We start from the raw sequence: 14165 nt of genomic DNA, 5'->3' as shown, positions 1-14165 counted from the left end.
TGAAAAGCTTGAAAGAAAAGCCTTTATAACGGCGACGGAAGAGCAGGTTATTCGTCAATGACGAGGCGCAAGCTGGCACGATTAACCGCAATTATACTTATAAGCGCGGCGCTCCATCGCTCCTCCTCTGACGACGGCAAGAGCCGCTGCGCCAGTAAGCGATTCAGCAACGCATACCAAGCCCGGCATGGCCGGTATGGCTTAGCGAAGTACCGGATGGGAAGCCGCATTGGAGTCCTTGAAAGCTTATTTGACGAAGGATTTGAAGCTGTCCGAGGAGGATGCGGGCTACGTGGATACCCTGCGCCGAAGCGCGTGCAGGAGCGAATCAAAGCCAAGTAATCGAATGCAGCAAGGGCACCGGCCGAGAAATCGGCGGTGCCCTTGTTGTTATGCCTATGAATTATTGCTGGCTCGCTTTGAGAGCTTGGTCGAGGTCGTACAAAATATCGTCGATAGCTTCGGTTCCTACCGACAAGCGGATCAGTCCCGCGGTTACGCCCGTTGTAGACTGCTCGTCCGGAGACAGCTGCTGATGCGTCGTGCTGGCCGGGTGGATAATGAGCGATTTCGAATCGCCGACGTTAGCCAAGTGGGAGAACAGCTGTACCGAGTGAATCAGCTTCTTGCCCGCTTCCACTCCGCCCTTGACCTCGAACGTCAGGATCGCGCCTTGACCCTTCGGCAAATACTTTTTGGCAAGCTCGTACGAAGGATGACTTTCCAGTCCCGCATAGCTGACCGATTCGACGGCCGAATGCTCCTGCAGAAAACGGGCTACCTTGAGCGCATTCTCGCTATGACGCTCCAACCGCAAATGCAGCGTCTCAAGCCCTTGAAGCAGCAGGAACGAGTTGAATGGGGCGATGGCTGCGCCAAGGTCGCGCAGAAGCTGGACGCGCGCTTTGATAATGTAAGCGATCGGTCCGACGGCATCGGTATAGACGACGCCGTGGTAGCTTGGATCCGGCTCCGTCAGTCCGGGAATTTGCCGCTTGCGGCCCAATCGAATTTGCCGCCGTCAACGATGACGCCGCCGATGGAAGTGCCGTGACCGCCGATGAATTTCGTCGCGGAGTGAACGACGATATCCGCCCCGAACTCGATCGGACGCAGCAAGTAAGGGCTAGGGAATGTATTGTCGACGATAAGAGGGATACCGTTCTCGTGCGCGATTTTCGCTACCGCTTCGATATCGAGAACGTCGCCTTTCGGGTTGCCGATCGTCTCCGCGAAGATCGCTTTCGTCTTCGGCGTGATGGCGGCGCGGAAATTTTCCGGATTCGACGGATCGACGAACTTGACGTTAATGCCAAGCTTCGGAAGAGTCGTGGAGAACAAATTATAAGTTCCGCCGTACAAGCTGGTAGCCGATACGATCTCGTCTCCGCTGCCGGCGATGTTGAAGATCGAGTAGCTGATAGCCGCTTGGCCGGATGCCGTCGCGAGCGCGGCGGCGCCGCCTTCGAGCGCTGCGATCCGCTGCTCGAACACATCCTGCGTCGGGTTCATAATGCGCGTATAAATATTGCCGAATTCCTTGAGCGCGAACAAATTGGCTGCGTGATCCGTATCGCGGAAGCCGTAAGAAGTCGTTTGATAGATCGGAACCGCGCGGGAACCCGTCGTAGGATCGATTTGCTGACCTGCGTGAATAGCAAGTGTCTCTGGCTGCAAGCGGCGTTGCTCTGACATTGGGAAATCCTCCTCGTGATAAATCCGATTAGTTTAGTTGGAATTATAAATTACTTGTAGTGTAGCAGTCCGTCCCTTATTCTGTCAATCCTTGTTTTTCAAATTTTACCCCAGCATAGCGCCCATCCGACGGGCCGCCTCCATAATGTAGGAAGCATGCTCCTTCATCACTTCGTAAGTAAGCCTATTCGAAGGGCCCGACACCGACAACGCGGCGACCAGCTTGCCGGAGCGGTTGAATATCGGAGCCGCGACGGCCGCCGCCCCCGGCTCCCGCTCCTCGATGCTCGTCGCGTACCCGGCCGCGACAATCTCGTCGAGCTGCTTTTCGTAGCCGGAACGATCGACGGCTGACGGCCAGCTAGGATCCGTCAGAACCAATGCGCGAACGGCCGGATCCGCAAAAGCGAGCAGCACTTTGCTGGAGGCGCCCACCGCCAACGGCAGACGGGCTCCGACCGGGGCGACCCGCCTGATCGCTTGGGTGCTTTGCACCGCCTGAATGCGGACCCGTTCCGTCCGATCCCTCACGTACAGCGTGATCGTCTCCCCGAGCCGATTCATCAGCCCTTCCATCTCCGGAAGCAGCATAACCGCCGGATCGTCGGATCGGGTAAGATGCGCCGAAAGCTCCAGCATGCGAAGCCCGAGACGATATTTTTCCGTTGCTTCGTCCCGAATAAGAAAGCCTTTATCCTCCAACGTCGCGAGAAGCCGGTGCACGGTGCTTTTGTGCAAGCCGATTCGCGCCGATATTTCCGTCAATCCCCACTCTTCCTTCGCCGTGAAACAAAGCAGCACGTCCAGCGCTCTTTCGACAGCGCGTACCGTTCGCTTCTCTTCCTCCACTTGCGAATCGCCTCCGATCTTGTTTCTGCCGCTCTGTTCACTTATCCGCTCGTCCGAGCTCATTCGGCCGGAAGTTTCACTCTATGAAACAACATTACACCTAGTATAACGGATCGCGATGTCAGAGTAAATCCGTGACGCCTTCTGTTACAATTTGATTACGCGCCTCTTACAAATCGACGGGACTCATTGACGCTATAGGACTTGCGGCATACGATAGAGTCACATCCTATTATTAAAGCGTTTGCATGAAGCGAGGCGATTCCTCATGACAACACTTCCAATCTCTCTTCCTCTTGCCGGCGCGGCTCCGCTTGCGACTCCAAGCGTACCGACGGAACGAAGCTTTCTGCACCGGGCGTCGCGGATCGCATTGTATGTGTCGCTATCTATCGTTAGCCTTTTGGTCCTCTTATTCGTAGCCTTTCATGCCTATATCGCCTGGAGTTTATCCCACCCCAAGGTTGCGTCGCTCGCCGCTAATCCTTTTTCCGCTAAAAATTTGGAATATTCAGACATTATTTTCGCGAGTTCGGACGGTTCGATGAATTTGGACGGCTGGTGGGTTCCTTCGAAAGACAGCCGGAAGACGGTCGTCCTAAGCCACGGCTACGGCGCCAACCGCGAAGAATCGTGGGTTCCCATGTATGATTTGGCCGATTTTCTGCACGGTCTGGAGTACAACGTACTGATGTTCGATTACGGTTTTGCCAGCGCTTCGCACCGCATGGCTGCAACGGGCGGCCGGTTGGAATCTCTGCAGCTTCTCGGCGCGATTCAATATGCGCGGGACGCAGGTTCGGACGAGATCGTCGTATGGGGATTTTCCATGGGGGCCGGCACCGCTCTTCAAGCTGCGCTTCGGCATGCTCCCGTAGATGCCATGATACTGGACAGTACGTTTTTGCCCGACGAAAATACGATTTACCACAATATGCGCAATCAAATCAGCATTCCCAAATATCCGTCGGTCGACCTTATCCGCTGGTTTTTCCCAATCATGAGCGGCGGAACGAAGCTCGACCAAATTCCGGCCGAGGAAGCCCAGCAAACCGCGTTCGATTTTCCAATCTTCCTCATTCATGGAACCGCGGACGAGAAAGCTCCCGTCTATCTGTCGGAGAACGTCGCCAAAGCGCAAAAAAATCCCGACTCCCGCCTATGGGTCGTCCCGGACGCGCTTCACGAAATGATATTCCGGATGCATCCCGAGGAGTATACGGCCCGGACGACCGATTTCCTGTCGCATGTACATGCCGCCTACTTGGCGAAAGCGGCCCAGCCTCACGTCGCCTAACAATCCGCAAATAGGTTGATTGTCATAAGCTCACTCCCCCGGTCATACATTCGGTACGTAAACGTATCGGACGAACGAGAGGGGGATTTTTTCATGCTGCCGGTTTACGGCGTTCAAATGCCGTTGCGTCTGCTGGAGGAAATCGTCGATTGGAAAACGAAAGAGCTTGGGAGCGTAGAGGTCATTCGGGAAATTGTCCCTGCCCTCGAGCCGCCGTACGCGCACTTGCTGCAGCAATGGGAGACGACGTTCGCCCAGACGCTGGAGGAAGCGCGTTCGGCTATGAAGGAGGCTCTAGCCTCCCCGGGAAGCGGATGGGGGTATACGTTGGCGGGCGGCTGGGAAAATCGGCTGCCGCGGCTCGCGTACGATTCGGAATGCCAATCCAATGAATTCGCGCTTCATCTTCGCCTTCTTCGGGAGCAAAGCCCCTCCGTGCAGGCTTCGGCGGCGGCTAATGCCGTCCTCGAGCATTTTCGACGGGAATCGCATGATTTCGTCGGATCGTTGGCGAGCCTGGAACGGACGCGCGCGGTGCCATGGCTCGTAAGACCGGATTCGAACGATGAGGACCCTCCGGAGCACGGAGGTCCGGAGCCAGCGGATTCGCCGCTTCGCCCCGCCGATGGCTCATGGTCGAACCCGACGGAAGGAGCGGTCGTACCGATCGGCGGGCACAAGCTCCCGCCTCTTCCTTATGCCTACAACGCCTTGGAGCCGTGGATCGACGAGAAGACGATGCGAATCCACCATGACAAGCACCATCAAAGCTACGTGGACGGATTGAATAATGCCGAACGAAAGCTGGAGGAAGCCCGCAAGACGGGCAATTTCGATCTCGTTAAGCACTGGGAGCGCGAGCTGGCCTTCAACGGCGCGGGTCATTATTTGCATACGATTTTCTGGGACGTCATGTCCCCGCGGGCGGCGGAAAGCCGACCGGCCCTCTGGCGGATGAAATCGCACGGAGCTTCGGCAGCTACGAGGCGTTCAAGAAACAATTTTCCGAAGCGGCAGCCAAGGTCGAAGGGGGAGGCTGGGCGATTCTCGTCTGGAGTCCTCGGAGCAGGCGACTTGAAATACTAACGGCGGAGAAGCACCAGAACCTGTCGCAATGGGATGTCGTTCCGCTGCTCCCCCTCGACGTATGGGAGCATGCGTATTATCTCAAGCACCAGAACGATCGGGCGGGCTACATTAACGACTGGTGGAACGTCGTATACTGGCCCGCCGCGGCCGAACGCTTCGCCAAAGCCCGTCAGTTGCAATGGGCACCTTACTGAGAGATTTACTGAGGCTCGCTCTTCCCCTTCTCCGCCCGATAGATGACCGTTCGATTGCGGCCATTCTGCTTCGCATCGTACAACGCTTCGTCTGCTTGACCGAACAAAGAAGCCGCATCTTGGGCGGAATAAGGGAAGGAGGAAATGCCGAGCGACAACGTGACCGGCTTCCCGATCGGATTGATCTCGTCCCTCATGTGAAGCCGAATCCGCTCCGCCACCAGAAACGCCATTTCTTCGTCCGCGTAAGGCATGAGGAGCGTGAACTCTTCTCCGCCGTAACGGCAGCCATAGTCGATTTCGCGTTTTTCGCTATTGAGCCATACGGCCAGAAATCGAAGAACGTCGTCTCCCATTTGATGACCGTACGTGTCGTTAACGGATTTGAAGTGGTCCAGATCGAGCATGACGACCGCGAAGGGCACCTTCTCCTCTATCCATTGCGAAACGATGGCATCCAGGAACCTGCGGTTCGCAAGTCCGGTCAAAGGGTCGGTATTGACTTCCAGGGAGAGCTCCTGCGTTCTCCTCCCCATAATTCGGAACGCCTCCGACACCGTCCTGTACAATTCATTGGCTTCGTAGTTCCAATTTTTTGCCGGAGGAATCGCAGGGGCGACTCCTTCCCCCCTGTTGAATTTGGACGCCCAGTAGGCAAGCCTGTTAAGCGGATAAGTCAGTCGATGAGAAATCCAAATAACCAGCAGCAAAAGCAGAATGACTAGCGGAGCCGAAATTGCCGCCATATGAGCGACTATTTCCGTTGCGCTCTTCGTCACGTTGCTGGCGGGCGTCTGCGATACGATACCCCATCCGACAGACGGAACGATGGAAAATCCGGCCAAATATCGCGTTCCCTTCGTGTTAGTAACCGCTGTCTGTCCGTTTTGCCCCGTCATTATTTTTTTGACTACAGGGTTTTCCGTCACTTTTTCGCCAATTCGGCTCATTTCCGGATGGTAAATCAATATGCCGGAAGAGTCCACTACGTAATAATAAGAACCGTTCTCCGTTTGCGCTTGATTTCCGAGTATATTCTGAAAAACATTCGGCTCCTGAAGATAGATCGTCCCGGCTATAAAGCCGCGATAATGGCCCGTCGAATCGAAGATAGGGTGGCTGACCAGTACGATTAGCCTTTTCGTTGTAGTTGTGGTGTACGGCTCCGAAATGAGGGGAGTTTTCAGCTTAAGCGCTTGCTGCGCCGCGTCGGAAACGAGCCGCTCACCCACTACAGATTTCTTTTCCGGAGATCTCGCCGCTAACCTCCCTTGCTCGTTTACAAGCGCGACCGAATTAAAATAAGGGACAGACTTTTGGAAAAAGTCCATTTCGGTTTGAATCGTTTTTTCGTTATCGTACGAATCGGCAAAATGGGCGGCAGCGGTTTTCATGGCGTCTTTCATCGAAAGAATGATTGTATTCGTCGTTCTGCTCATCTCGTTTGCGGTAATTCTATTGAGGTCGAGCGTATTATTATATAGGGATCTCTTCTGCGTTTGATAACCTACCAACGTATTGAAGGCAAAGGTGGCAGCCACGGATAAGAGGACTATCGCGGATATAATAACGGATAGCTTAATACCTTTCGCTCTAATTCTCGAGGCGCTCATCGAGACTCTCCCGTTCCTAATAGGTTTATAAGTATAAATTCGACAAAATATAATATCGAAATCATTTTAACATAATATTTTTGTCGAATGTAGGGAGTGAGATTGTTCGTCACCGCAACACCTCGACTCAACAGCAAATCAGGGGCAGCTCTCCCGGGAGCTGCCCCTGATTGCTATGACAAGATGAGAAGTCTACAAGCTCCAATCCAGCTTCACTTCGCCGCCGGTACGGGACGATTCGTAAATCGCGTCGATGATGAGGTTGCTCCGCAGCCCCGTAACCGCGCTGGTCCAAGGCTCTTTTCCTTCGCGCACGCACTCTAGGAAATGACGGCTAAGCCGCACGCGCGCACCCTCGTCTTCAACCGGCGTTACGAGTGCTTCATCGACCGTCGCGTTGTCCCGCTCCGTCAAATATTTGCCTTGGTCGCCTTTCAGGAATGCGCCGCCCTCGGAGCCCATCAAGTGAAGGAACGGCGCGCTGTCCGTGTCCATATGCACCGCCCAGCTCACTTCGAGCGTCAACGAGCTGCCGTCATCCATCTTGATGATCGCGGTCGCCAAATCCTCCACGTCGTATACGCCGTTCCAATCCGGCTTGCCCCAATCGCCGATCCCTTTTTTCTTGGGACCGAACTCCGCGTAGGTAGAACCGTACACGGATACGGGCTTCGGTTCGCCCATCAGGAAGAAGGCGAGATCCAGCATATGAACGCCGATATCGATCAACGGGCCGCCGCCGGATTGCGATTGCTGCGTGAACCACGTCCCCCAGCCGGGAATGCCTTTGCGGCGATACCAGCCGGTCTTCGCCGTATAAATCCGTCCAAGCTCTCCGGCTTCGATCTTGCCCTTCACCTGGAGAGGAAGCGACTCCCACCGCATCTGATGGGCTACCATGACCGTCTTGCCTGTGCGTTGCTGCGCTCTTACGATTTCCTTGGCGGCGTTCGAATCGAGTCCCATCGGCTTTTCGACCAGAACATGCTTCCCATTCTCCAGCGCAAAAATCGTAAGCGGAGCGTGAGCCATATTCGGCACGGCGACGATAACCGCATCGACGTCGTCCCGCAGAATGAGCTCCTCAGGCGTATTGGCTACGACGGGAATGCCATATTCGCTAGCGCGCTGCTCCGCCAGCGGCAAGTAGGCGTCCGTAACCGCAACGAACTCGCACAGCTCCGTCAGCTTTCCGAATTCCTGCAAGTGAACGTTTCCGATATTGCCTGCACCGATTAATCCAAGTCGGATTTTGGTTGCTTGTGCCATGAACGAAACTCCTCCTGTTAGAAGCTTTGATTATAGTATTTATCTTAACAGGAGAAGCGATTCCGGCATCACATTCGTTTTGGCGCTGTTCTTATGGTCTATTGTCCTTAACCGTTCGTATTAACCTTAAACACGGACACCGCATGCTGCAAATCTTCGGCGAGGAGCGCTAGAGATTGAGCCGCCGCAGCCGTTTCCTCGCTTGCGGAAGCCGCTTCCTCCGTCGCCGCGGATATGCTTTCCACCGCTTCAAGCACGGTGGACGCTTGCGCGGCCTGCTCCTCGCTTGCGGCCGCGATCTCGGTTACCTTGTTCCCGGCATCGTTGACGAAAGCGGCGATCCGACGGAACGATTCTTCCGTCTGCGTCGAGAACGAGGTGCTTTGCTGAACCGCAATAACGCTTTGGCGCGTATTTTCCTGCATGCCCTTGATGATGCCGGTAATTTGCTTCGTCGCATCGCTGCTGCGCTCCGCCAGCTTCCTGACCTCGTCGGCGACGACCGCGAAGCCGCGCCCCTGCTCTCCCGCCCGAGCAGCCTCGATTGCCGCATTAAGCGCCAACAAATTCGTCTGGTCGGCGATGTCTTCGATAACCTCGATAATCTCGCCGATCTTCTGCGAATCGTCTTCGAGCCTGGACATCGTGCCGCTTACTTCTCTCATGCTGTCCATCGAGGATTGGATAACCTGGGCGCCCTCGCGCGCCTTATCGATCGTCGCTTCCGACAATTCCGAAGCCTGTTCCGTATTTTGCGCGACGGAATGGATAGCCGTGGACAGCTCCTGAAACAGCTCGCTGATCATCTGCGCAGAAGAAGCCTGGTTCGCGTTGCCGCTCGCAATTTCTTCTGTGCTCGCCGATATTTGCTGCGATGCCGCGGACACGCTCTGGGCGTTTCCGAGAATCGAGCCGACGATATTCCGCAAATTGCGAACCATCGCGTCTATAGCGTTGCCTAGCTTGCCGATCTCGTCCTTCGTGCCGAGCCCGATCGTCTCGCGCAAATCTCCGTCGGCTACCTTCGTCACGAGAGCAACGACCCTGTTGAGCGGACCCGAAATAATTCTCGAAATAAAATAACCGAATACGATGCTCAGAACGAAGGCGAAGCCGACAATGATGAACGTAATCAACCGCGAAGTAGAGTACACTTTCGCTCCGTCGTCTCGCGCCTTTTTCGCTTCGGATACGTTAATCTCGACAAGCTTGGACAAATACCCCTTGGTCATGCCTGAAGCCGTGTTATAGTCGCCGTTGATCAGGCTCTCCATCTCGTCCAGCTTATTCTCTTGGTAAAGCGCAATTCCGCGCTCGTAATAATCGCGGTACTCAACCATGCTGTCTTCGAATTGCTTCAGTCCCGCTTTAGACGCGGCGCTCATATCCGTCGCGCGGAAATCTTTGATAGCATCGTCAATCTTGTCGTATTCCTGCTTGTACGATTCCATGACATCCTTCTGCATGAATGGATCGCTCGCCATGTAAAGCTTCCGCAATTGAACGCGAAGCTCGTTGAGGCTCACTTGGGCCCCCATCAACGATTGCACCGAAACAAGCTGATTGTCGTACATATCCTCGAGGTTGTCATTCAACGTTCCAAGCTTGCTTATTCCGAACAAACCGACGAAAGCCATCAGCACCGCAAGCACCAAAAACGAAGAAATCAGCTTTACGCCCGTTTTTAAGTTATAGAACCACTTCATTCTCATGCACCTCTCCGATTGTTATTTTCAGACACTCCTGCCGGCCATCTTCATAATTCCGCCGATCTCCAGAATAAGCGCAACCTTCCCGCTCCCCAGGATCGTCGCTCCCGCGATTCCTTCAACTTGTCCGATGTATCCGCCCAGCGATTTGATGACGACGTCCTGATTGCCGACCAACCGATCGACGGCAAGCGCCATGCGTTTGTCCGCCCGTCCGATTACAACGATCGGGATCTGCTTCCTGCTTCCCGCTTGGCGAGACAGCCCGAATTGATCGTGCAGCCATGTAATGGGAATAACTTGTCCTCGAAGCGTTAGAACGGGAACTCCATTTACTCTCGCGATTGCTTTAGGATCAATCCGGACGATCTCCGACACATTGCTCATAGGCAAAATGAAGGTCTGATCCCCAACCTCGGTCAACAAGCCTGTGATGATCGCGAGCGTCAGCGGCAGCCGGATTTTGAACCTCGTTCCTCGTCCCCGCTCCGTTTCGACATCGATGATTCCGTTCATTTTCTCGATTCCCGCGCGGACGATATCCATTCCGACGCCCCGGCCGGAAATATCGCTTACGCTGGATGCCGTAGAAAGGCCGGGATGAAAAATGAGATCGACCGCCTGCCGCTCCGAATAAGCCTCCGCTTCCGCAGCGGAAATAACCCCGGTGTCGACCGCCTTCCGCAGCAAGCGGCCTCCATCGATGCCCGAGCCGTCGTCCGCAACGACGATAACAACCTGATTGTCTTCGTGATAAGCGCTTACCGTAAGCTTTCCGCACTCGGACTTGCCCGCCGCCCGGCGGTCGGCTGGATCCTCGACGCCGTGATCGATGGCGTTGCGAATAAGATGAATGAGCGGATCCCCGATTTCCTCGATAAGCGTACGATCAAGCTCCGTCTCTTTGCCTTCTATCAAGAACTCGACTTCCTTGCCAAGCGAGTGGCACAAGTCGCGAACCAATCTGGGAAACCGGCTGAACAGCTGATCGATAGGAAGCATCCGCACCTTCATGACGCTTTCCTGAAGATCTCCGACAACGCGCGCGAGATGATCCGAGATTTGCTCCAGCTCGGTTACCGCTTCATTGGTGCCGAACTTTTGCCCCAATGCCCGTTCAACTTGAATGAACCGGGTTTGGTCGATTACGAGCTCACCGACCAGATTCATCATATGATCCAGCCGGTCGACGCTGACGCGAATCGTCTGCCCGCGCGATTTCGCTCCGGCCGTCGTAATCGCTATAGGCTCCTCCGAAGTCGAGAGCTCCTCCTTGGCACGCCGATCCTTGGCCGCCAATCGCTCCGCTCCGCACTCAAGCAGCTCGACTTCGTCTACATCTACCCAAGATCGAGCTTCTGCGGCCAACTCGTCGGGAGAGATTCCGCTCGCTACGAGCCACAGCGCAGGACTTTCTTCCCGCTCGTCCGCATCTCCATATTCGGCGTCCGACCAAAGCACGATACCGCACTCTCCGAGAAGGCCGGATATGACCGCCGATCTCGCCGTCTTCATCACGCATTGCTGCGAGAGCGATGTCCGCAGCATATATATTCGATCGCCAACGTCCAGCCTTTGGCGAGCCAATCTATACTCCTCGTCCGACAGCGGGAATTTATCCGGAAAGGTACGGGTGCCAGTCGTTGTTGCCGAATAACCGTCCTTGTCCCGGAGACTGTCTACAAGATCGTCGATCGCCGCCTTCTCCTCGCTCTGTTCCGCTATTTCCTCCTTCAGCTTTTTCATTCGATCCACGCAGCGAAAAAATAGGGTAGCAAGCACACGGGTCACCGTGAGCTCCCGGTTTCTCACCTTCTCGAGGACGTGCTCCATTTCGTGAGTGAGCCGCTTCATTCTTTCGTAGCCCATTGCGGCCGAAGAGCCCTTCAACGTGTGAGCCGCGCGGAATAACCGTTGAATTCCTTCAACGGATTCCCCATCGCGCTCAAGAAAAAGAACTTCCTCTTCCATCAGCCGCAGTTGATCGTCCAGTTCCTCCAAGTAGAGCGACCGATAGGCCGTCATGTCGTACATCACGAACCTCCCCCTATTCTTTCAGAAGCACCTCGCCCAATCGAAGAATGCCGACCAAATCTTCGCCCGAGAAGCCAATCCCGGCGAAAAACACTCCGCTAATCCCCCCTACCCGATCGGGAGGAGGCTGGATATCCGAAAACCGCACGACTTTGTTCACGTTGTCGACAATAATGCCGACGGACTCCTCCCTATGATTGACCACGACGATCCGGGTCGCTTTGCTCGCGTTCTCCTCTGCCAGCGACAACAAGGAGCGAAGACTGATAACCGGCACGATTTTGCCTCTTAAATTAATGACCCCCCTAACATACCTTGGACTGCTCGGAACTTGAGTAATATCTTGCATTCTAATGATTTCATGTATTTCCGAAATAAGGATGGCGTATTTTTCTCGCCCCAAACTGAATTCCACGTATTGATCCTGATCGGAGCCGTTCATTGTGCGCGTTCTCCTCCCGTTCCATTATCCGAATATGTCGTACATTCGGCCAAGCTCTTCCGCTAAGCGGGAGAAGCTCTCGACGATGGCCTCGTCGAATTGGGTACCGGCATGCTTGCGCAGCTCCTCGAGCGCTTCGCTCACGGTCTTCCCTTGGCGATAGGGCCGGTCCGACATCATGCTGTCGAAGGCGTCGACGACAGCGCATATTCGCGCGCCGTAAGGTATTTCCTCCTTATGCAGCCCGCTCGGATAGCCTTGCCCATCCCACCTCTCGTGATGATGGAGGACAAGATCGATGATCTCGCCTCGCAATCCCATGCTTTCCAAAATATCCGCGCCGATTCTCGGATGCCGCTTCATCTCATCCCATTGCCGCTCATCAAGCGGGCCGGACGCGTCCAAAATGGCGAGCGAAACTAACAGCTTGCCTACATCGTGCAGGAGACAGCCTCTGACTAGCGCTTCGATATCTTGCTCGCTCATCCGCAAGGATCGGGCCAGCTTCTCTCCCAGTAGCGAGACTCGGACGCAATGACGGTAGGTTTCTTCATGGCGGTCACGAAGCAATTCCATCCATCGGACCGCCGGGGAATCCCAACCGGCTAATTCGAGCGCCGCTTTACACTTTCGAATAGTCCTTGTCGTGCGTTCTTCCGCGTATCCCGGCATCTAGTCCCCCTTGTCCCCCATCGCCATTCAGCGATATAGTTTATATCGCCGAATTCTAAATTTACCGGCTGCAAAGTTGTACATGTTTGCTGTCGTACAATTATAGTTGTGCGACTCGATGGGAGGAGGCAAATCCATGGAATTTGAAGGAGACGACCCGAACAAAAACGATTACGATTCACCGAATGCCGCAAGCTATGCGGAAGAGGAGCTCGACGACGATCGCACGGTGGAGTTATTTCTTTCCTTGCTGGGAAGATCGCCGCACACTCTTAACAATTACAAGAGAGCGATTAAGCAATTTCGGGAGCACATCGCATGCAAGCGGCTAAAAGACGTGACATGGAGGGATTTGGAGGAATACAAGCTGGGACTTATTCGGGGCAAAGCGAGCCGCTCGGCGAAGCCTCTCGCTTCGGCGAGCGTAGCGGCGCTCATCGCCCCTCTCAAATCGTTATTCAAATGGGGCAGCGATCCGAACGTAGCGCTGTTCCCGCGGAACCCGACGAGTTCCGTCAAGCTTCCGCAAGTCAAGGTGACAAGCACGCACCACTTCCTGACACGCAAAGAAACCGGCCACTTGCTCGATCGGCTGCGCCAGAGCGGCACCCGAGACTTTTTGATCGGCCTGAGCCTTGTAACGCTTGGATTGCGGGTATCGGAGCTGGCAGCCATCCGATGGATAGATTTCCGCTCGGATGCGGCGGAAACGTCCATTTGGCTGAACGTCGTTCGAGGCAAGGGAGGGAAAGAACGGAACGTAAAGGTACCCCGGGAGCTTTGGAGGTGGTTGTCCGATTACCGTGCATTGACGAATGCGGCCGGTCCGACCTGCGAGCCGGAAACGAGGGTATTCCCTATTTCGACCCGTCAAATCGAAAGAATTATTAAGCAGGCAGCCGCCCAATGTCTAGCCAAGTCGCCGACGCCCCATTGGCTAAGGCACACTAACGCTACTCTTGCTCTGCTGAGGGGGGCGTCTTTGCAGCAAGTTCAAGAGACGCTCGGACATACGCATATCAACACGACTCAACGCTACTTGCATACGGTCGATCAGCTTAAAAAAACGGCAACGGACTTTGTTGAAGAAACCTTGCTGGAGCTATTGGAGGGGACTTAAAGAGACAGGAAACAATTAACGGAGACGGGAATAATGTCATTTTTTGTTGATTAATCACTTTTTATTTCTTATACTGGGTCTACCGGAGTGCAGAAGCGCCATAAAGTAGTACATATGTCGCACAACTATAATTGTACGACCCATTTATTCGACATAATGTACCTGTATCGTATAGAAAAGGA

9 protein-coding genes and 2 pseudogenes are annotated in these 14165 nt (G+C 54.6%); 3 read left to right on the top strand and 8 right to left on the bottom strand.

The window, feature by feature from the left end; all coding sequences use genetic code 11:
* Window positions 1–403: 403 nt before the first annotated feature.
* Together D3H35_RS16525 and D3H35_RS16520 are read right to left on the bottom strand one after the other, a co-directional pair.
* Window positions 404–1695: pseudogene (locus tag D3H35_RS16525) on the bottom strand (homocysteine synthase).
* A gap of 105 nt (window positions 1696–1800) precedes the next feature.
* Complete coding sequence (locus tag D3H35_RS16520; RefSeq protein WP_119151185.1) at window positions 1801–2544, bottom strand: IclR family transcriptional regulator; 744 nt, start codon at window positions 2542–2544, stop codon at window positions 1801–1803.
* Window positions 2545–2812: 268 nt separating this feature from the next.
* Here D3H35_RS16520 and D3H35_RS16515 point away from each other — a divergent pair, with 268 nt between their 5' ends.
* Together D3H35_RS16515 and D3H35_RS16510 are read left to right on the top strand one after the other, a co-directional pair.
* Complete coding sequence (locus tag D3H35_RS16515; protein ID WP_119150357.1) at window positions 2813–3841, top strand: alpha/beta hydrolase; 1029 nt, start codon at window positions 2813–2815, stop codon at window positions 3839–3841.
* Between the two features lie 117 nt (window positions 3842–3958).
* A pseudogene (locus D3H35_RS16510) lies at window positions 3959–5124 on the top strand (superoxide dismutase).
* Between the two features lie 5 nt (window positions 5125–5129).
* On the opposite strand, the gene D3H35_RS16505 reads toward D3H35_RS16510, so the two are convergent.
* The 6 genes from D3H35_RS16505 to D3H35_RS16480 all read right to left on the bottom strand — a co-directional run bounded on the left by D3H35_RS16505 (window position 5130) and on the right by D3H35_RS16480 (window position 12767).
* The gene (locus D3H35_RS16505; protein ID WP_119150356.1) at window positions 5130–6737 is read right to left on the bottom strand and encodes a sensor domain-containing diguanylate cyclase; all 1608 of its coding nucleotides are present in this window, start codon (window positions 6735–6737) and stop codon (window positions 5130–5132) included.
* 192 nt (window positions 6738–6929) lie between these two features.
* Complete coding sequence (locus D3H35_RS16500) at window positions 6930–8006, bottom strand: Gfo/Idh/MocA family protein (protein WP_119150355.1); 1077 nt, start codon at window positions 8004–8006, stop codon at window positions 6930–6932.
* A 107-nt stretch (window positions 8007–8113) separates the two neighbouring features.
* The gene (locus D3H35_RS16495) at window positions 8114–9718 is read right to left on the bottom strand and encodes a methyl-accepting chemotaxis protein (RefSeq protein ID WP_233567966.1); all 1605 of its coding nucleotides are present in this window, start codon (window positions 9716–9718) and stop codon (window positions 8114–8116) included.
* 21 nt (window positions 9719–9739) lie between these two features.
* Window positions 9740–11749: a chemotaxis protein CheA gene (locus tag D3H35_RS16490; RefSeq protein WP_119150353.1), complete on the bottom strand. Its 2010-nt coding sequence runs from the start codon at window positions 11747–11749 to the stop codon at window positions 9740–9742.
* A 13-nt stretch (window positions 11750–11762) separates the two neighbouring features.
* On the bottom strand, window positions 11763–12191 hold the full coding sequence (locus D3H35_RS16485; RefSeq protein ID WP_119150352.1) for a chemotaxis protein CheW: 429 nt from the start codon (window positions 12189–12191) through the stop codon (window positions 11763–11765).
* A 24-nt stretch (window positions 12192–12215) separates the two neighbouring features.
* On the bottom strand, window positions 12216–12767 hold the full coding sequence (locus tag D3H35_RS16480; protein WP_119151184.1) for an HD-GYP domain-containing protein: 552 nt from the start codon (window positions 12765–12767) through the stop codon (window positions 12216–12218).
* Window positions 12768–12999: 232 nt separating this feature from the next.
* On the opposite strand from D3H35_RS16480, the gene D3H35_RS16475 reads away from it, so the two are divergent.
* Window positions 13000–13983 (top strand): tyrosine-type recombinase/integrase, encoded by a 984-nt coding sequence (locus D3H35_RS16475; RefSeq protein WP_119150351.1) that lies wholly within the window; start codon window positions 13000–13002, stop codon window positions 13981–13983.
* The last annotated feature ends 182 nt before the right edge of the window (window positions 13984–14165 follow it).

It is taken from the genome of Cohnella faecalis, assembly GCF_003570905.1.
Lineage (GTDB): Bacteria > Bacillota > Bacilli > Paenibacillales > Paenibacillaceae > Cohnella > Cohnella faecalis.
This window is presented reverse-complemented; position numbering and strand designations above follow the sequence as displayed.

Excerpts from the sequence above, each read along its gene's own strand:
- D3H35_RS16485 (WP_119150352.1), bottom strand. The coding sequence starts at position 12,191 with ATGAACGGCTCCGATCAGGATCAATACGTGGAATTCAGTTTGGGGCGA.
- D3H35_RS16500 (WP_119150355.1), bottom strand. The coding sequence starts at position 8,006 with ATGGCACAAGCAACCAAAATCCGACTTGGATTAATCGGTGCAGGCAAT.
- D3H35_RS16495 (WP_233567966.1), bottom strand. The coding sequence starts at position 9,718 with ATGAGAATGAAGTGGTTCTATAACTTAAAAACGGGCGTAAAGCTGATT.
- D3H35_RS16490 (WP_119150353.1), bottom strand. The coding sequence starts at position 11,749 with ATGTACGACATGACGGCCTATCGGTCGCTCTACTTGGAGGAACTGGAC.
- D3H35_RS16515 (WP_119150357.1), top strand. The coding sequence starts at position 2,813 with ATGACAACACTTCCAATCTCTCTTCCTCTTGCCGGCGCGGCTCCGCTT.
- D3H35_RS16475 (WP_119150351.1), top strand. The coding sequence starts at position 13,000 with ATGGAATTTGAAGGAGACGACCCGAACAAAAACGATTACGATTCACCG.
- D3H35_RS16505 (WP_119150356.1), bottom strand. The coding sequence starts at position 6,737 with ATGAGCGCCTCGAGAATTAGAGCGAAAGGTATTAAGCTATCCGTTATT.
- D3H35_RS16480 (WP_119151184.1), bottom strand. The coding sequence starts at position 12,767 with ATGGAATTGCTTCGTGACCGCCATGAAGAAACCTACCGTCATTGCGTC.